Raw genomic sequence first — 15,714 nt, forward strand, 5'->3', positions numbered from 1 at the left:
GCGGGCTCAATCTGGCGTCGTCATCCGCCTCTTTTCCATACGGTCGCCGAGCATGTTCCTACGCCTTATCCCTGCGATGTGCCTGTCGCTGGTCGCACTTTTTAACCTGTCGCTCGCCCATGCTGACGACGCGGTGGTGCCTCGTCCTGCAGAGTGGGCTCAACCGGTCGAGGTGCAGTACAACCTGTTCCAGATGTCCCCGACCCTCTACCGAAGTGCGTTACCTGACCAGGGCGCGGTCCCGCTGCTGACCCGGCTCAAGGTGGCCACCGTGATCAACTTTCTGCCCGAGTCCGATTCAAGCTGGTTGGCCACACCTGGAATAGAACAAGTCCAGCTGCCGTACCGCACCAATCACGTGGATGATGCGCAAGTGCTCACGGCGCTTCGTGCCATTCAGGCCGCCGAAGCCAAAGGCCCGGTGCTGATGCATTGCAAGCATGGTTCGGATCGCACCGGCCTGATGGCGGCCATGTACCGGGTGGTCATTCAGGGCTGGAGCAAAGAGGATGCGCTGAACGAGATGACCCAGGGTGGTTTCGGTGACAGCACCCACTTCAAGGACGGTGTTCGATACATGATGCAGGCGGATGCCGACAAGTTGCGCTCGGCACTGGCCAACGGCGAGTGCAGCACGAGTCCATTTGCAGCCTGTTCGATGAAAAGCTGGTTCAAGTCGGCCCACGTCGAGTGACAACGCCTCCCGCAGCATTGCACTGCGGGAGGTGATGGCTGCACTCAGTGTTCGTCAGGCTTTTTCTTCAGCTTCGGGTTCGGGAAAAACTGTACCGCCTGTACCTTGGCATCCGGTGCCTTCAGCGCCGATGTGTTAACCCGGGTGCCCAATTCCTTGGGCACCGACAGACCCTGCTCATTCAATGTGTCGGAATAACCGCAGGCCACGCACTCGCGGTGCGGCACCTCGTCTTCGTTCCACATCATCAATTTGTCGGGTTCGCTGCACGCCGGGCAGACCGCCCCGGCGATGAAGCGTTTCTTCGTCTTCACAGGCCCCTCGCTCATGCTGCTGCATCCTCACTCAGGCCGCTGTGGCGCAAGAGTGCGTCAATCGACGGGGCACGGCCACGGAAGTCGACGAACAGCACCATCGGCTCCTGGGAACCGCCACGTGCCAGGATCGCTTCGCGGAACGCCCGACCGGTGTCGGCATTGAGCACGCCGTCTTCTTCGAACTTCGAGAACGCGTCGGCGGACAGCACTTCTGCCCACTTGTAGCTGTAGTAACCCGCCGCATAACCACCGGCGAAGATGTGCGCGAAGCTGTTCGGGAAGCGGTTGTAGGCTGGAGGACGCATGACCGAGACTTCGTCGCGTACGCCTTCGAGCACTTGCAGCACGCTGCGGCCATCGCCGTGGGTGGCGTGCAGTTCGAAGTCGAACAGCGAGAATTCGAGCTGACGCACCATCATCAGGCCGGACTGGAAGTTCTTCGCGGCGAGCATTTTGCCCAGCAGGTCCTGCGGCAGCGGCTCACCGGTTTCGTAGTGACCGGAAATCAGCGCCAGACCTTCCGGCTCCCAGCACCAGTTTTCCATGAACTGGCTTGGCAACTCGACCGCATCCCACGCCACGCCGTTGATACCGGACACGCCGGCATGTTCGACGCGGGTCAGCAGGTGGTGCAGGCCGTGGCCGAATTCGTGGAACAGCGTGGTCACTTCGTCGTGGGTCAGCAGCGCGGGCTTGCCGCTGTCGGCCGGGGTGAAGTTGCACACCAGGTTGGCCACCGGGCTTTGCAGCACGCCTTCAGCGGTGCGGCGACGGTCGCGGGCGCCGTCCATCCAGGCACCGCCGCGCTTGTTGGCGCGGGCGTAGAGGTCGAAGAAGAAGCGGCCGACGTGCTGGCCGTTTTCCTTGATTTCGAACAGGCGAACATCCGGGTGCCAGGTGTCGAAGCCTTTCTGCTCGGCGATTTCGATGCCGTACAGGCGTTGCACGATGGCGAACAGGCCGCTCAGCACTTTATCGATCGGGAAGTAAGCGCGAAGGGCTTCCTGGGCAACGCTGTAACGTTGTTCGCGGAGTTTTTCACCGTAGAAACCGCTGTCCCAGCTTTGCAGGTCCGGGCAGCCCTGTTCGGCGGCGTAGGCCTTGAGCTGCTCCAGATCCTGAGCGGCGAACGGTTTGCTGCGTTTGGCCAGGTCGCGCAGGAAACTCAGCACCTGATCGCTGGATTCAGCCATTTTGGTGGCCAGGCTCAGCTCCGAGAAACTGCCGAAGCCCAACAGTTTTGCCAGCTCCTGGCGCAGGTCGAGGATTTCTTCCATGACCGGGCCGTTATCGTTCTGGCCGGCATTCGGGCCCTGGTCCGACGCGCGGGTGCAGTAGGCGGCGTAGACTTCCTCACGCAGGGCGCGGTCCTGGGCGTAGGTCATCACCGCGTAATAGCTCGGGAATTCCAGGGTGATCAGGAAACCTTCCAGACCTTTGGCCTGGGCGGCAGCGGCCATTTGCGCCTTGGCCGAGTCGGTCAGGCCCGCGAGGGCGGCTTCGTCGGTGACGTGCTTGGTCCAGGCCTGGGTCGCGTCGAGCAACTGGTTGGAGAAGCGGCTGCCCAGTTCCGACAATTTGCTCTGCACTTCGGCGTAGCGCTTTTGCTCGGCTTCAGGCAGATCGATACCCGACAGACGGAAGTCGCGCAGGGAGTGTTCCAGGATCGTTTTCTGCGCCACGTCGAAACCGGCGGCTTCCGGGCTGTTGGCCAGGGCTTCGAAAGCCTCGAACAGTTCGCGGTTCTGGCCCAGCTCGGTAGAGTAGGCGCTCAGGGCCGGCAGGCAGGATTCGTAGGCTTCGCGCAATTCGGCGCTGTTGCACACGGCATTCAGGTGGCTGACCGGGCTCCACGCGGCGCCCAGGCGATCGTTGAGTTCGTCCATCGCCAGCACCAGGCCGGCCCAGGTCGGTTGTTTGCCCTGGGTTTTGAGGATCTCGATAATCGCGGCGCGGTTGTCAGCCAGGATCTGTTCAATGGCCGGTTGCACGTGTTCGGCCCGGATCGCCGAGAACGGCGGCAGGTCGTAGGACTGCAAAAGAGGGTTGTTCACGCTCACGTTTGGCACCTTGGCTGGAAGAAACATGCGGCCATCTTAATTACAATCGACGCTCACCGCAGCTATCGGCAACAGAGAGAAACCCTATCGTGACCCTTCGCAAGTATCAGAACCACACGCCGCTGCTGGGCAAAGGCGCTTTTGTCGACGGCTCGGCGGTGGTGATCGGCGACGTCGAAATCGGCGAAGACAGCTCTGTCTGGCCGCTGACGGTGATCCGCGGCGACATGCACCGCATCCGTATCGGCGCGCGCACCAGCGTTCAGGACGGCTGCGTGCTGCACATCACCCACGCCGGACCGTTCAACCCCGATGGCTTTCCGTTGCTGATCGGCGACGACGTGACCATCGCGCACAAAGTCATGCTCCATGGTTGCCGTGTCGGCAGCCGGGTGCTCATCGGCATGGGCAGCATCGTCATGGACGGTGCGGTGGTCGAGGATGACGTGATCATCGGTGCCGGCAGTCTGGTGCCTCCGGGCAAACGCCTTGTCAGCGGTTTCCTGTATGTCGGTAGTCCTGTGAAACAGGTCCGTCCGCTGACAGACAAGGAAAACGCCTTTTTCACCTACAGCGCGGCGAACTACGTGAAGCTCAAGGACCTGCATCTGGCCGAAGGCTACGACCAGCTCTGACCCCGGCATTCTTATTCAGGATTCAACATGCATTATCAAACCGTATTGTTCGACCTCGATGGCACCCTGACCGACCCTCGCGAGGGCATCACCCGTTCGATCCAGTTCGCCCTGGGCAAACTGGGGATCGATGAACCCGACCTGACCAAACTCGAACACTTCATCGGCCCGCCGTTGTTGCAGGCGTTCATGCAGTTTTACGACTTCGATGAGCCGAAAGCCTGGGAAGCGGTGAATTTCTATCGCGAGCGTTTCAAGGTCACCGGCCTCTACGAGAATCGTGTGTTCGATGGCGTCACGCCGCTGCTTGAAACCCTTGGCGGGCAAGGGCGCCAGCTGTACATCGCGACGTCCAAGCCTTGGATTTTCGCCCGTGAAATCGCCCGGCATTTCGATTTCGCCAAACACTTCAAAGTGATTTACGGCAGCGAACTGGATGGCACGCGGACCAACAAAGTCGAGTTGATCGCCCACCTGATGGCCGAGGAAGGCCTGGACCCGGCGAGCACCCTGATGATCGGTGACCGCAAACACGACCTGATCGGCGCACGCAGCAACGGGCTGGACGCAGCGGCGGTGGGTTATGGGTTTGGCAGCCGCGAGGAATTGAGCGCGGAAGCGCCGGCCTATCATTTTGAAACGCTGGATGAGATGCACCAGGCGTTTTTGCGGCGCTGATTAAACCGCCATCACCGGCAAGCCCGGTCTCGCTCCCACAGAGATTTTGTGTCAAGCACAGGTCCAGTGTGGGAGCGAGCCTGCTCGCGATGAGGGCCGTTCAGCCTCCGAAGTTTTACGACCCCGCCAACGATTTCAATGCCGCCTTGCGCTGAGTAGCCTCTAAAGCTCCCAGTTTCTCGACCGCCGCATAAAACGCCACCCAATCCCCACCATTCTGTTTGAACAACGCCACAAACGCTGGCACCCACTGATCGTACAAACCAAACGGCAACAACCGCGCATTGTTCATCGGCGCGTTTATCCAGGCGTCATAGCGTTTATCCCCGGCCCATTGCTTGTCGCGCATCTGCCGGTATTCGGCGCGCAACCGCTCGAATTCTGCTGCTTTGCGTTGACGCATCTCCCCGACGGACAGCGGCTGGACATACAGCTGTTCAAGCCGCGTGCGGGTATCCAGAACCAGCTGGATAAATTGATCCCGTTGCTGTGCCTGGGCGCCGTTGTCCGGCGCCAGCCCTCGATGCGCCCGCCATTGCCGGGTGCCTTCCTGCTCGACGAACGTGGCGAAAGACTCGTTGAACTCGGTGTCGTCCTTCACATAAAAACGCTGGTGCGCCAGTTCATGGAAGATCAGCGTCGCCAACCGCTCATCGCCCCAGCCCATCATCGAACTGATGATCGGATCGTTGAACCATCCGAGCGTCGAATACGCCTCGACACCGCCGATCGACACGTCCATACCTTGCAGTCGCAGCACCGCCGCCTCACCACGGGCGGCACTCTGGGTGTAGTAGCCGCGGTAGGCCACGCAACCGGCGATGGGGAAACAATGGTTTTGCGGTGTCAGGGAAAACTCCGGGGTGGCGAACACGTTCCAGACGACGAACGGTCGGCCAATGTCGGCGTACAGACGGTAGCTCTGGTTATCCGGCAGGTGCAGCTGTTGGCTGGCAAACGTGCGCGCCTTTTGCGACTGCGTCAGATGGACACGCAGCTTCTGGTCGCGAGAAGGATCCGCAATCACCTCGGCAACCGGTTCCCGGGCCCGCAGCAACTGCAGCTGACCGCTGGCCAACTGGCCGTAGTAGCTGACGCTGGCGCAACCGTTGAGCAACAAAAACAACACACCCGGAAACAAAACGCGCAAAACGCGATCAAGTAACCCAAGGCTTGGAAGCGGCCTGATCAAAATAAAATCATCCCTGGAAAGTCTGCCCGCAAGACTATCCCGCCTGACTGGAGCTCCGCTATGCGCAAGATGATGCTGACGGGAAGCCTGTTGATGCTGACAGGTTGTGCAGGATTCGGATTACCTAACCACGACCCGTCTCAAGCGTGGATCGATCTCGATTCACAGCAGCAGGACACCGCGCTGCAAGCACTGGAAGTCGATGACAAGGCCTCCACCGACAAGCGCTATTTCGAGGTTCAGCCCGGTAGTCACGAACTGACGGTGCGTTACCAGTTCCCGGTCGAGCCGACCAACATCGGGCCGGACGCCGAACCGCTGTGGCGCGATTGCCAGCTCAATGTGAAATTCAACAGCTTCAACGCCGGTGAGAAATATCAGCTGCAAGCGGGGAATATCGGCTTTCGGCCGTGGGCCAAGCTCTATGATCAACAGCGAAAAGTGATTGGCCATGGCACACCGGCGGGCTGCCAACGCACCTGATCGGCGTTATGCTGAATGACCAATCCTTGGGACATTCATCATGCGCAGGTTGTTGCTATTGCTCGCGGCAGGCGCTTTCGCCGGTTGCCAGAGCCCGTTACCGGCGGTCAATCCACAGATGGCCTGGGTCGAATTCGCGACGCCGAGCCCCGGTGGCAAATTGCTGATGGCCGAACGCCTGGACAACCAGCGTTTGAGCGATGGGCGATTCTTCCAGGTCACGCCCGGCAGCCATGAATTGAAGGTGCGTTTCGACTTTGAAGTATTTGGCGGCGGTGGCGGCCTGATGACCGGTCCGGTGGAGCGATTGTGCTACCTGACGATCCGCTTCGACCATTTCGAAGCGGGCCAGCGTTACCGGCTGGAAGCCCGCTCCCTGGCGTTTACGCCGAGCGCCCGGCTGTACAACGCCAAGCGAGAGATCGTTGCCGAAGATCGGGACACCGACTGCATCATCTAAGCCCTGTCAGCGGTCGTTCTTCTGATAAATGATGGCTTTGGTGCCGTTGTCGCACGTGCCGACAACCATCGCGACGTCATGCTTTTCGGCTTCTTCCTTCGACACAATCTCCAATGTGTAGGAGGGCACGGCATTCGCCTGAATCTTCACTTCGATCTCGTTCTTGAGTTCTTCACAGTCTTTGGGCGCCGCTATCGCCGACGTGGCCAGCGCACCGCAGAGAATCGCCAGGGCAAAACGTTTCATGGTTGAAACTCCTTTGAGGCAGCACGCAGGTTGATGCGTTTTCGCTGCTGTCATTTATTCGACCACAGTGACGCCAGCCGGGTTTTGTTTCAGCGCAAAAAAATCGCAGCCTGTGGAAGGCTGCGATCATTTATCGGGACGCCTTGGAGTTAGCTGACCAGGGTGGCATCCAGGCTGATCTTCGCATTCAGCACTTTGGAAACCGGGCAGCCTTCTTTGGCCTTGTTGCTCAGTTCCTCGAACTGCGCCTGGGTCGCCCCTGGAATTTTCGCCTTGAGGATCAGTTTCACGGCGGTGATCGAAAAGCCACCATCGACCTGGTCCAGCGTCACTTCGGCGTTTGTATCGATGCTGTCGGCCTTGAGCCCGGCGTCGCCGAGAATCATCGAGAACGCCATGGAGAAACAGCCGGCGTGGGCCGCACCGATCAGTTCTTCCGGATTGGTGCCCTTGCCACCTTCGAAACGGGCCTTGAAGCCGTAGGGCGCTTCCCTGAGCACACCGGTTTCCGTGGAAATCGAACCGATGCCGGTTTTCAGATCACCTTCCCAATGCGCCGATGCTTTCTTGGTAATAGCCATGTCTGCCTCCTCAGGATCCGGCGCGAAGCGTCGCGCCTTCGTGGTTTTCGGTTGCTAAGGGTTCTGAGGATAGACGGTGGTGCAAAGTTCACCGTATCTCAATTGTCCTACCGTTATCGTAGGTTTTTTTACCTTGGCTATTGAAACTCGGGTATATGCCCTCATTGCATGAAACACGCTTATGAATTCGGCAGGTTTGCGTTTGCAAAAAAACCTGCGCCCTCACTCTGGAGAAGCAGGTTTATGAAACGACTGTCCGATATCAAGTTCTCGACCCTTGATCTGGTGCCCGTGCGCGAGAACGGCAGCGCGGCCCAGTCGCTGCGCAATTCCCTGGATCTGGCGCAACACGTCGAAAAATTCGGCTACAACCGTTTCTGGGTGGCCGAGCACCACAACATGGATGGCATCGCCAGTTCGGCGACCTCGGTGTTGCTGGGCTATCTGGCCGGTGGCACGTCCACCATTCGGGTCGGTTCGGGTGGCGTGATGCTGCCCAATCACGCGCCGCTGGTGATTGCCGAGCAGTTTGGCACCCTCGAAAGCCTCTATCCGGGCCGGATCGACCTGGGCCTTGGACGCGCGCCCGGTTCCGATCAGATGACCGCCCGCGCCCTGCGTCGTGAACGCTCCGGCAGCGCTGACGATTTCCCCGAAGATGTCGCGGAGCTGGTGCGCTACCTCGGCCCACGCACGCCGGACCAGCGAATCATCGCGATGCCGGGCACCGGCACCAACGTCCCGGTCTGGTTGCTGGGCTCGAGCCTGTTCAGTGCGCAACTGGCGGGTGAGCGCGGTTTGCCCTACGCGTTCGCCTCCCATTTCGCACCGCGTTACATGCACGAGGCGATTCGCGTCTACCGCAATCACTTCAAGCCTTCAGCGGTATTGGATAAGCCTTACGTGATGCTCGGCGTTCCGCTGGTGGCGGCGGACACCGACGAGCAGGCCGAGTACCTGGCAACGTCGGTCTATCAACGCATTCTCGCGTTGATGCGTGGCCAAAGCCTGGTGCAACGTCCGCCAGTGAAAACCATGGACGGCCTGTGGCTGCCCCATGAGAGAGAGGCAGTGCGTGACTTCCTGGGGCTGGCGATGGTGGGCAGCCCGCAGAAAATCCGCGCCAAGCTGGACGTGCTGATCGAGCAGACTCAGGCGGATGAGCTGATTTTCACCTGCGATCTGTATGAACACGCCGATCGCCTGCACTCCTATGAGCTGCTGGCGCAAGTCATGAAAGGCTGACGTTCAAACCGGACGCACAAAAAAGCCGACGCAATGCGTCGGCTTTTTCATGAGCGATGGATTCAGCCTACCGTTTGTAGACGATTTCCTTGGTGCCTTTTTCGCAGGTGCCGACGACTTTTCCGCCGGCCGCCGTGCCTTTATCCACTATTTCCAGCGAATAGCCTGCAACGCCCTTGGCGTCCAGCTTCGCGGCGATCTCGGCTTTGAGATCTTCGCACGACTTGCCGTCAGCAAACGCCGTACCCGCAAGGCTCAACAAACCTACCGCCAACATAAACTTCTTCATCGGTCGCACTCCCTGGTCGGATCAAAGGGAGCATCCAGCCCTCGGCCGGATGCACACATGTAGCGCTTTGCCATTCCCTATGGCATTCGGCCAGCGCGCAAGTTCAGAAGACTAGCTCAAACTCAGCTGCTGGCAATCCGGAACCCGACTTTGAGCGTTACCTGGAAATGTGCAGCCTTGCCGTCCTTGATGTGCCCGCGGGTTTCGGTCACTTCAAACCATTCCAGATGCTTGATGCTCTTGTTGGCTTCAGCCAGCGCATTGTTGATGGCGTCCTCGATGCTGCTGGTCGACGAGCCGACGAGTTCGACTTTCTTGTACGTGTGATGGTCAGTCATAGCGTTCTCCTCAGGGTGTGAAATACAGCCTAGCAGTGATTTTTCGTATTACTTCTGTCGGGCTTTCCCACGCAGAAGTTCAGATTTACTGCACTTTCTCGAACCCCTGAAGTCCCAACCAACACACGTCACTCATCATCAATGCAGGAGAGCCACCATGGCCAACACCTCTTTACGTAAAGCCTCATTGCAAAGCATGGAAGCCGAGATCGAGAGTCTGCTGAAGTCTTTGGAAAACCTGAAGGACGACGCCTCGGACGAGTCGCGTAAAACCCTCAAGGCACTGAAAGCAAACGCCGAGAGCGCTCTGAAACACTCGCGCCATTTGCTCAGCGATGCGTACGAAGAAGTCAAAGTCAAAACCCGTGAAACCGGGATCGCCACCCGGGACTACGCCCAGGAACACCCTTGGACTACAGCGGGTGTCGCCGTGGGTGCATTGGGTCTGCTCGCGGCCTATCTGCTGTGCAAACGCGACTAATCCGTCTGGCGCAGCTCGTTTTTCAGCCACTGCGCCAGTTGCCGAGCGCGCCCGTCCGCGGCGCGCTTGGGTAGCCACAACGCCAGTTGCGCCGGGGTTTCACTGAAGCCCCATGGCGCAACCAGGCGACCTGCCTTCAAGTCCTCGGCCACCAGCGGTTCAGGGGCAATGGCCACGCCAAGCCCGGCGACCGCCGCCTCCAGCAAGTAATACAAATGCTCGAAACCCTGCCCGTACTTCAACGCCTTGGCGTCGAGGCCGTTTTGTTGCGCCCAGCTGGGCCAAGCTTGCGGACGTGAAGTGGTGTGCAGCAATGGCTCGTTTAACAACGCACTGGCCGGTGCTGTTCCAAGTCGTTGGTAACCGGCGAAGCGCGGGCTCATGACCGGGCCGATGCGTTCGCTGGCGAGTTCATAAACCTGCATGTCCGCGGGCCAAGGCGGCTCGGCGAACACCAGCAACGCATCCAGTCCCGGACGACGGGGGTCGAGGTCACCTTCCCCGGCCGACAGGTGCAGGCGCAGGTCTGGCAGGTCAGCATTTAACCGCCCCAGTCGCGGAATAAACCAGCGGGCCAGCAGACTGCCCGAGCAACCGAGTACGAATGGGGCGTCGGCGGTGCTTTGAGTCAGCTCGGCGCAAACCGTGCGCAGACGCTCGAAGGCTTCAGCGCTGGCATCTCGCAAGCGTACGCCGGCATCTGTGAGTTTAAGGCCGCGACCTTCCTTGACGAACAGGCTCACGCCGAGATGTTCTTCCAGGACTTTCAGTTGCCGGCTCACCGCGCCGTGGGTGACGTGCAACTGTTCGGCGGCCTGACTGACGCTGTTCAGGCGCGCGGTTGCTTCAAAAGCGCGAAGGGCATTCAGCGGCGGGAGGTCATGGCTCATGAGATCTGTGAGTTTTCCTGACAGGTTGTGGCGATCTTATCGGTTTTCAGCCTGAGGCGTCAGGGGTAGAGTTAAGCCCATTGCGACTTCATACATTCAACCGGAGCGACCCATGACCCAGACTAATCTGCGCAACGGCCCCGACGCCAACGGCCTGTTTGGCGCGTTCGGCGGCCGTTACGTCGCCGAAACCCTGATGCCGTTGATCCTCGACCTGGCCCGTGAATACGAAGCGGCCAAGGAAGATCCGGCGTTCAAAGAAGAATTGGCCTACTTCCAGCGCGACTACGTCGGACGTCCGAGCCCGCTGTATTACGCCGAACGCCTGACCGAATTCTGCGGCGGCGCGAAGATTTATCTGAAGCGTGAAGAGCTGAACCACACCGGCGCGCACAAGATCAACAACTGCATCGGCCAGATCCTGCTGGCGCGTCGCATGGGTAAAAAACGCATCATCGCCGAGACTGGCGCCGGCATGCACGGCGTGGCGACCGCCACCGTGGCCGCGCGTTTTGGTCTCGACTGTGTGATTTACATGGGCACCACGGACATCGAGCGCCAGCAGGCCAACGTGTTCCGCATGAAACTACTGGGCGCCACCGTGATCCCGGTTGTGGCTGGCACCGGCACCCTGAAAGATGCGATGAACGAAGCGCTGCGTGACTGGGTGACCAACGTCGACAGCACCTTCTACCTGATCGGCACCGTCGCCGGTCCGCACCCTTATCCGGCGATGGTTCGCGACTTCCAGGCCGTGATCGGCAAGGAAACCCGCGACCAGCTGCAAGCCCAGGAAGGCCGTCTGCCTGACAGCCTGGTGGCGTGCATCGGCGGTGGCTCCAACGCGATGGGCCTGTTCCATCCGTTCCTCGACGACAAAAGCGTCGAGATCATCGGGGTTGAAGCGGCCGGTCACGGCATCGAAACCGGCAAGCACGCCGCCAGCCTGAATGGTGGCGTACCGGGTGTGCTGCACGGTAACCGCACGTTCCTGCTGCAGGACGACGACGGCCAGATCATCGACGCCCACTCGATTTCCGCCGGCCTCGACTACCCGGGCATCGGCCCGGAACACGCTTGGTTGCATGACATCGGTCGCGTTCAGTACACCTCGGTGACCGACGACGAAGCCCTCGATGCGTTCCATAAATGCTGCCGCCTGGAAGGGGTTATTCCTGCACTGGAAAGCGCCCACGCCTTGGCCGAAGTGTTCAAACGCGCACCGAGCCTGCCGAAAGATCACCTGATGGTGGTCAACCTGTCCGGTCGCGGGGACAAAGACATGCAAACCGTGATGCACCACATGGAACAATCGAAGCAGGAGAAATACTGATGAGCCGCCTGCAAACGCGTTTTGCCGAACTCAAGGAACAGAACCGCGCCGCGCTGGTGACCTTCGTCACTGCCGGCGACCCGAGCTATGACACGTCCCTGGCAATCCTCAAGGGGTTGCCCGGCGCTGGCGCCGATGTGATCGAGCTGGGCATGCCCTTCACCGATCCGATGGCCGATGGCCCGGCGATCCAGCTGGCGAACATTCGCGCACTGGGCGCCAAACAAAACCTGGCGAAAACCCTGCAGATGGTTCGCGAGTTCCGCGAAGGCAACAGCGATACGCCGCTGGTGTTGATGGGTTACTTCAACCCGATCCACATGTACGGCGTGCCGCGTTTCATCGCCGACGCCAAGGAAGCGGGCGTGGATGGCCTGATCGTGGTCGATCTGCCGCCAGAACATAACGGCGAGCTGTGCGACCCGGCTCAGGCTGCGGGTCTGGACTTCATCCGTCTGACCACGCCGACCACCGATGACGTGCGCTTGCCGACGGTCTTGAACGGCAGCTCCGGTTTCGTCTACTACGTGTCTGTGGCCGGTGTGACCGGTGCTGGCGCGGCGACACTGGAGCACGTCGAAGAGGCGGTTGCGCGCCTGCGTCGTCACACCGACCTGCCGATCAGCATCGGTTTTGGTATCCGCACACCGGAGCAAGCGGCGTCCATCGCACGTCTGGCCGACGGTGTGGTGGTGGGCTCGGCGTTGATCGATCACATCGCCAATGCCTCGACACCGGATCAGGCGGTCGATGGCGTATTGAGTCTTTGCGCGGCATTGGCTGACGGCGTGCGTAAGGCCCGCGTCAGCTGAAGGTAAAGTTCCTGATACAGAGGAATTAGAGCCTCGCGGCACAGACTAAACAGCAAGACCGAGGGCTTCAGGACTACGTTCTGAAGCCCTTTTTGCTGTATGTGCAGTGAGGAAAGACCTGATGAAAATGCCGAAACGTCTGATCGCCAGCCTGGGTGTGCTGATGCTGAGTGCCACCCCGTTGCAGCACGCCAGCGCCGATCAACGCGACGATCACGACCGCGGCCAGCAACAAGGCCATTACGACAATCATGGTGATGATCACCGTGGCCCGCAGGACAACCATCGCGGCGGCCCGCCGCCACGGGACTTTGGTCCGGTGCGCCAGACGATTCATGACAATCATGGCTACTTCGTTCGTGGCGCGCCGCCACCTCCAGGCATTCATCTGGAACGTGGTCGGCCGTTGCCGCACGGTTATTACGGTGAGCGCCTGGATAATCGCGCGCTGAGTCGGTTGCCGTATTACCAGGGTTACGAATGGCGCCGCGCCGGTGGCGACATTGTGCTGATCGCGGTGGGCACCGGGATCGTCTATGAAATTCTGGAAGGGGTGCTCTGACGTGACAAAAAAACTGTAGGAGCGAGCTTGCTCGCGATAGTCGCATAGACGCCGCGCTGCATCAGGAAGAGCGCGTTATCGTTAGCGACCATCGCTGGCAAGCCAGCTCCTACAGGGATTGCATGCACTACGGCAATTCCAGTCCGCCCGCTGCTTTATGCAGTTTGCGCAAATGTTCGCCAACCTGCTTCAGGTTGGCTTCGTTGGCCGCCATCTCCGCAGCGCGGCTCGGTTCGAGCAGCGCTCTCACTTCTTTGTCGAGATCACCGGTCAGCACCTGAAGCTGTTTCTGCCGCAGGCTGCTTTCCGACTCCAGGCGTTGCCATTCGTTGGGTTGCGGCAATCCATACCCGCCGGTGCCAAGCAGCTCCGCCGGACGGCTGAGAAAGCCGCTGTTGGCGAGAATCTGCTGCAACGTCGCATTGGCCTTGTCCATGCCGCCATTCTTCAACTCCCGAGCGCCGAGATAACGTTGCTTCACTTCGTCCTGGGCCAACACCAATTGTTGCCGGAAAGCGGCTTGTTCCAATAACAGCAACGCTGCGCTGGTGCGCAGGTCAGCTTGCTCGATCCATGGGCGACGTTCTTCTGCCTTCAATGCCAGCCAGTCTTCGACCTTGTCCGGTTTGATCGGCAGGTGCTTCTTCAGCACATCGAACATCGCTTGATAACGATCGCGGAAAGAGTCGAAGCGATAACCAAGCCGCAGTGCTTCCCGAGGATCATCCAGCACGCTGGTGTCCGCCAACCCGCGACCCTTGAGCACTTCCAGCAAGCCGTTGGGCATGATGTTGTCGAGCCCGACCAGTTTCGCGTTGTTGGTGCCGCTGCGCAGCAACTTCAAACCTTCCACGGCGCAGTTGTTGGAGAGGAAGAAGTAATTGCCGTCGTAGCTCCAGTGCATCTCGGCGGCATGTTCCACCACGTCTTCGATCTCGTTGCGCGACAGGTTCAACGGCACCGAGGCGAGGCTGCGCAGTTCGGTCTTGGTGTACTCGTCGATGACTTGGGCCAACGGCAGCACGAACAGGCGAGACGGGTATTTGCCGACCAGGCCATCCCAGCTCGACAGCTGTACGTCGCCGACGAAGGCGCGGTACGACAACACCAGGTGCTGATCGAGATCCAGCCGGCAATCCGGCCCGCGCGGGCGACCGGGCGCACAGATCACCAGCCGCAACATGCTGTGGCCCCAGCGGCTGACCCAGTTCTGGTTGGCTTCGGCCAGCAGGTAGTCAACGGCATACACCCGTTCCGGATCGACCTGGCCCAGAGGCTGTTTGGCGAAATCGTTGCCGGCATTGAGGAAGGCGAAGGATTTGCCGCAGGTGTCCTTGGCGGGAGGTGCCCAGCCGAAATGTTCCTTGTAGTAGCGATACAGTGCAGGGCGGCGGCAGGCGTAGCTCGGGTCGAGGAGGAAATACTCCATGTTGACCGCGACGAATTCCTTCGGACTGCTGGTCTCGTAGATATCCGGGCTGCGGGCGATCTGTCGGTTGTGCTGTTCGCGCTCGCCGCGTCGGCCCACGTACTGCGGCCAGCCTGCGAGGTCGAGCAGGCGCGGGTCATCGCTGAGGGTAAAGCGCCGGGCGGACTGGCCGCGACATTCATCCGGAATACCGACCAACCCCGAACTGCTGCTGCGCCGTGTGCAGCGTTGAATCAGCGAGCGTTCGACATCGGGCCACAAACGCGAGCGGTCATAGATGTGGGTGAGCTCGTGCAACACCGTGGCCAGCATTTCGCGGCGGACGGTGCCGTGGGGGCGATAAGTCTTTTTGGTCGCGGCGCTGCCGTCGGTGAGGCTGGCGAGCAGGTTGCGGTTCAGGTCGAGTTCGGACACCAGCGACGCCTGGCCATAGGCATTGCTTGGCATGTCGTCGGTCCAGCCGACATCGATGCGCCGGTCGAGTTGCTCGATGAACCGCGGCGGCAGCGCCTGCATGGCTTCATCAAGCAGCGCCTGGCTGGCTTGCTGTTGCGCGGGGTTCAGGCCTTCGGTCTTGAGCCGTAATTGCAGGCCGGCCTGAGCCGTGTTGCCGAGCAGCAACACGACCCCGGCCAGAAGCCAGGCGGTTAGCGACCTCACAGTGCGAGGATGGCTTCGGCGAGTACCTGATCACTGGCGTCTCGGGCTTCCGGTACGCCGGTACGCAACAGATTGATCGCTGCTTCCAGATGCGCACCGCGGATATCGCCGTCGCTGGCGACGAAACTCGCGGCATCGTCATGGGCTTCTCGAACGATCTTCGAGTCACGAATGGACGTCGTGGTGTCGGAAGTGAAATCAAGGGTGCGCCGAGTGGCGTTGATGAGGATGTTACTGGTGGCCACCAGGGTGTGAGCCTGGGTCACGTCGGCCAATAACAGCAGGCCAAGGGTGGCGATAATCAGCGGGCTACGCATGGAACGACTCCG

The 15,714-nt window shown here is 60.3% G+C and carries 20 protein-coding genes; 10 read left to right on the forward strand and 10 right to left on the reverse strand.

Going from position 1 to position 15,714, the window contains the following annotated elements; translation table 11 throughout:
• Nucleotides 1-52 precede the first annotated feature (52 nt).
• Entirely contained in the window at nt 53-694 is a 642-nt protein-coding gene (locus tag ACF6ZU_RS13190) for a tyrosine-protein phosphatase (protein ID WP_392893073.1), read from the forward strand.
• Nucleotides 695-738: 44 nt separating this feature from the next.
• Here the strand turns inward: ACF6ZU_RS13190 and ACF6ZU_RS13195 are convergent, their stop codons facing one another.
• Entirely contained in the window at nt 739-1,023 is a 285-nt protein-coding gene (locus ACF6ZU_RS13195) for a YheV family putative zinc ribbon protein (RefSeq protein WP_392893075.1), read from the reverse strand.
• Nucleotides 1,020-3,071: an oligopeptidase A gene (prlC, locus tag ACF6ZU_RS13200; protein ID WP_392893077.1), complete on the reverse strand. Its 2,052-nt coding sequence runs from the start codon at nt 3,069-3,071 to the stop codon at nt 1,020-1,022. The genes ACF6ZU_RS13195 and prlC overlap by 4 nt, the downstream gene beginning before the upstream one ends.
• An 89-nt stretch (nt 3,072-3,160) precedes the next feature.
• Between prlC and ACF6ZU_RS13205 the strand changes: the two genes are divergently transcribed.
• Both ACF6ZU_RS13205 and ACF6ZU_RS13210 read left to right on the forward strand, forming a co-directional pair.
• Complete coding sequence (locus ACF6ZU_RS13205; RefSeq protein ID WP_392893080.1) at nt 3,161-3,706, forward strand: gamma carbonic anhydrase family protein; 546 nt, start codon at nt 3,161-3,163, stop codon at nt 3,704-3,706.
• 27 nt (nt 3,707-3,733) lie between these two features.
• Nucleotides 3,734-4,384 (forward strand): HAD family hydrolase, encoded by a 651-nt coding sequence (locus ACF6ZU_RS13210; RefSeq protein WP_392893082.1) that lies wholly within the window; start codon nt 3,734-3,736, stop codon nt 4,382-4,384.
• Nucleotides 4,385-4,499: 115 nt separating this feature from the next.
• Here the strand turns inward: ACF6ZU_RS13210 and ACF6ZU_RS13215 are convergent, their stop codons facing one another.
• Complete coding sequence (locus ACF6ZU_RS13215) at nt 4,500-5,576, reverse strand: aminopeptidase (protein WP_392893084.1); 1,077 nt, start codon at nt 5,574-5,576, stop codon at nt 4,500-4,502.
• Nucleotides 5,577-5,636: 60 nt separating this feature from the next.
• Between ACF6ZU_RS13215 and ACF6ZU_RS13220 the strand changes: the two genes are divergently transcribed.
• Nucleotides 5,637-6,059 (forward strand): hypothetical protein, encoded by a 423-nt coding sequence (locus ACF6ZU_RS13220; RefSeq protein WP_392893086.1) that lies wholly within the window; start codon nt 5,637-5,639, stop codon nt 6,057-6,059.
• 40 nt (nt 6,060-6,099) lie between these two features.
• Entirely contained in the window at nt 6,100-6,519 is a 420-nt protein-coding gene (locus ACF6ZU_RS13225; RefSeq protein ID WP_392893088.1) for a hypothetical protein, read from the forward strand.
• Nucleotides 6,520-6,525: 6 nt separating this feature from the next.
• Here ACF6ZU_RS13225 and ACF6ZU_RS13230 read toward each other — a convergent pair whose 3' ends face one another.
• Both ACF6ZU_RS13230 and ACF6ZU_RS13235 read right to left on the reverse strand, forming a co-directional pair.
• Nucleotides 6,526-6,765, reverse strand: coding sequence for a DUF1161 domain-containing protein (locus tag ACF6ZU_RS13230; protein ID WP_392893090.1), 240 nt, complete (start codon nt 6,763-6,765; stop codon nt 6,526-6,528).
• A gap of 149 nt (nt 6,766-6,914) precedes the next feature.
• Nucleotides 6,915-7,346, reverse strand: a complete 432-nt coding sequence (locus tag ACF6ZU_RS13235) for an OsmC family protein (protein ID WP_131059128.1) — start codon at nt 7,344-7,346, stop codon at nt 6,915-6,917.
• Between the two features lie 243 nt (nt 7,347-7,589).
• Here ACF6ZU_RS13235 and ACF6ZU_RS13240 point away from each other — a divergent pair, with 243 nt between their 5' ends.
• Nucleotides 7,590-8,591 (forward strand): LLM class flavin-dependent oxidoreductase, encoded by a 1,002-nt coding sequence (locus tag ACF6ZU_RS13240; RefSeq protein ID WP_392893093.1) that lies wholly within the window; start codon nt 7,590-7,592, stop codon nt 8,589-8,591.
• Between the two features lie 67 nt (nt 8,592-8,658).
• Here ACF6ZU_RS13240 and ACF6ZU_RS13245 read toward each other — a convergent pair whose 3' ends face one another.
• Both ACF6ZU_RS13245 and ACF6ZU_RS13250 read right to left on the reverse strand, forming a co-directional pair.
• Nucleotides 8,659-8,880, reverse strand: coding sequence for a DUF1161 domain-containing protein (locus ACF6ZU_RS13245; RefSeq protein ID WP_392893095.1), 222 nt, complete (start codon nt 8,878-8,880; stop codon nt 8,659-8,661).
• Nucleotides 8,881-9,002: 122 nt separating this feature from the next.
• The gene (locus tag ACF6ZU_RS13250) at nt 9,003-9,218 is read right to left on the reverse strand and encodes a dodecin (protein ID WP_010465710.1); all 216 of its coding nucleotides are present in this window, start codon (nt 9,216-9,218) and stop codon (nt 9,003-9,005) included.
• Between the two features lie 157 nt (nt 9,219-9,375).
• Between ACF6ZU_RS13250 and ACF6ZU_RS13255 the strand changes: the two genes are divergently transcribed.
• A complete protein-coding gene (locus ACF6ZU_RS13255) occupies nt 9,376-9,699 on the forward strand; it encodes a YqjD family protein (protein WP_192307344.1) in 324 nt (107 codons plus the stop codon).
• On the opposite strand, the gene ACF6ZU_RS13260 is transcribed toward ACF6ZU_RS13255, so the two are convergent.
• Nucleotides 9,696-10,589 carry a LysR family transcriptional regulator gene (locus ACF6ZU_RS13260; protein WP_392893098.1) on the reverse strand — a complete coding sequence of 298 codons (894 nt, stop codon included), beginning with the start codon at nt 10,587-10,589 and terminating at the stop codon, nt 9,696-9,698. The two genes, ACF6ZU_RS13255 and ACF6ZU_RS13260, sit on opposite strands and share 4 nt — an antisense overlap.
• A gap of 112 nt (nt 10,590-10,701) precedes the next feature.
• Between ACF6ZU_RS13260 and trpB the strand changes: the two genes are divergently transcribed.
• The 3 genes from trpB (at nt 10,702) to ACF6ZU_RS13275 (ending at nt 13,296) form a co-directional block, all read left to right on the forward strand.
• Nucleotides 10,702-11,922 (forward strand): tryptophan synthase subunit beta, encoded by a 1,221-nt coding sequence (trpB, locus tag ACF6ZU_RS13265; protein ID WP_392893100.1) that lies wholly within the window; start codon nt 10,702-10,704, stop codon nt 11,920-11,922.
• Entirely contained in the window at nt 11,922-12,734 is an 813-nt protein-coding gene (trpA, locus tag ACF6ZU_RS13270) for a tryptophan synthase subunit alpha (RefSeq protein ID WP_392893102.1), read from the forward strand. Before trpB ends, trpA begins: the two co-directional genes overlap by 1 nt.
• A 121-nt stretch (nt 12,735-12,855) precedes the next feature.
• Nucleotides 12,856-13,296 carry an anti-virulence regulator CigR family protein gene (locus ACF6ZU_RS13275; protein WP_392893105.1) on the forward strand — a complete coding sequence of 147 codons (441 nt, stop codon included), beginning with the start codon at nt 12,856-12,858 and terminating at the stop codon, nt 13,294-13,296.
• 127 nt (nt 13,297-13,423) lie between these two features.
• Here the strand turns inward: ACF6ZU_RS13275 and ACF6ZU_RS13280 are convergent, their stop codons facing one another.
• A complete protein-coding gene (locus ACF6ZU_RS13280) occupies nt 13,424-15,385 on the reverse strand; it encodes a DUF4105 domain-containing protein (protein ID WP_392893108.1) in 1,962 nt (653 codons plus the stop codon).
• Entirely contained in the window at nt 15,382-15,702 is a 321-nt protein-coding gene (locus ACF6ZU_RS13285; RefSeq protein ID WP_392893110.1) for a DUF2388 domain-containing protein, read from the reverse strand. Before ACF6ZU_RS13285 ends, ACF6ZU_RS13280 begins: the two co-directional genes overlap by 4 nt.
• Nucleotides 15,703-15,714: the final 12 nt, after the last annotated feature.

The organism is Pseudomonas migulae, from assembly GCF_043225285.1.
GTDB lineage: Bacteria > Pseudomonadota > Gammaproteobacteria > Pseudomonadales > Pseudomonadaceae > Aquipseudomonas > Aquipseudomonas migulae_C.

What these genes read in the sequence shown, in the direction of transcription:
- ACF6ZU_RS13225 (WP_392893088.1), top strand. Translation starts at nt 6,100, where the DNA reads ATGCGCAGGTTGTTGCTATTGCTCGCGGCAGGCGCTTTCGCCGGTTGC.
- ACF6ZU_RS13240 (WP_392893093.1), top strand. Translation starts at nt 7,590, where the DNA reads ATGAAACGACTGTCCGATATCAAGTTCTCGACCCTTGATCTGGTGCCC.
- ACF6ZU_RS13275 (WP_392893105.1), top strand. Translation starts at nt 12,856, where the DNA reads ATGAAAATGCCGAAACGTCTGATCGCCAGCCTGGGTGTGCTGATGCTG.
- ACF6ZU_RS13210 (WP_392893082.1), top strand. Translation starts at nt 3,734, where the DNA reads ATGCATTATCAAACCGTATTGTTCGACCTCGATGGCACCCTGACCGAC.
- ACF6ZU_RS13245 (WP_392893095.1), bottom strand. Translation starts at nt 8,880, where the DNA reads ATGAAGAAGTTTATGTTGGCGGTAGGTTTGTTGAGCCTTGCGGGTACG.
- ACF6ZU_RS13230 (WP_392893090.1), bottom strand. Translation starts at nt 6,765, where the DNA reads ATGAAACGTTTTGCCCTGGCGATTCTCTGCGGTGCGCTGGCCACGTCG.
- ACF6ZU_RS13285 (WP_392893110.1), bottom strand. Translation starts at nt 15,702, where the DNA reads ATGCGTAGCCCGCTGATTATCGCCACCCTTGGCCTGCTGTTATTGGCC.
- ACF6ZU_RS13235 (WP_131059128.1), bottom strand. Translation starts at nt 7,346, where the DNA reads ATGGCTATTACCAAGAAAGCATCGGCGCATTGGGAAGGTGATCTGAAA.
- ACF6ZU_RS13260 (WP_392893098.1), bottom strand. Translation starts at nt 10,589, where the DNA reads ATGAGCCATGACCTCCCGCCGCTGAATGCCCTTCGCGCTTTTGAAGCA.
- ACF6ZU_RS13190 (WP_392893073.1), top strand. Translation starts at nt 53, where the DNA reads ATGTTCCTACGCCTTATCCCTGCGATGTGCCTGTCGCTGGTCGCACTT.
- ACF6ZU_RS13220 (WP_392893086.1), top strand. Translation starts at nt 5,637, where the DNA reads ATGCGCAAGATGATGCTGACGGGAAGCCTGTTGATGCTGACAGGTTGT.
- ACF6ZU_RS13250 (WP_010465710.1), bottom strand. Translation starts at nt 9,218, where the DNA reads ATGACTGACCATCACACGTACAAGAAAGTCGAACTCGTCGGCTCGTCG.
- trpA (WP_392893102.1), top strand. Translation starts at nt 11,922, where the DNA reads ATGAGCCGCCTGCAAACGCGTTTTGCCGAACTCAAGGAACAGAACCGC.
- ACF6ZU_RS13255 (WP_192307344.1), top strand. Translation starts at nt 9,376, where the DNA reads ATGGCCAACACCTCTTTACGTAAAGCCTCATTGCAAAGCATGGAAGCC.
- trpB (WP_392893100.1), top strand. Translation starts at nt 10,702, where the DNA reads ATGACCCAGACTAATCTGCGCAACGGCCCCGACGCCAACGGCCTGTTT.
- ACF6ZU_RS13195 (WP_392893075.1), bottom strand. Translation starts at nt 1,023, where the DNA reads ATGAGCGAGGGGCCTGTGAAGACGAAGAAACGCTTCATCGCCGGGGCG.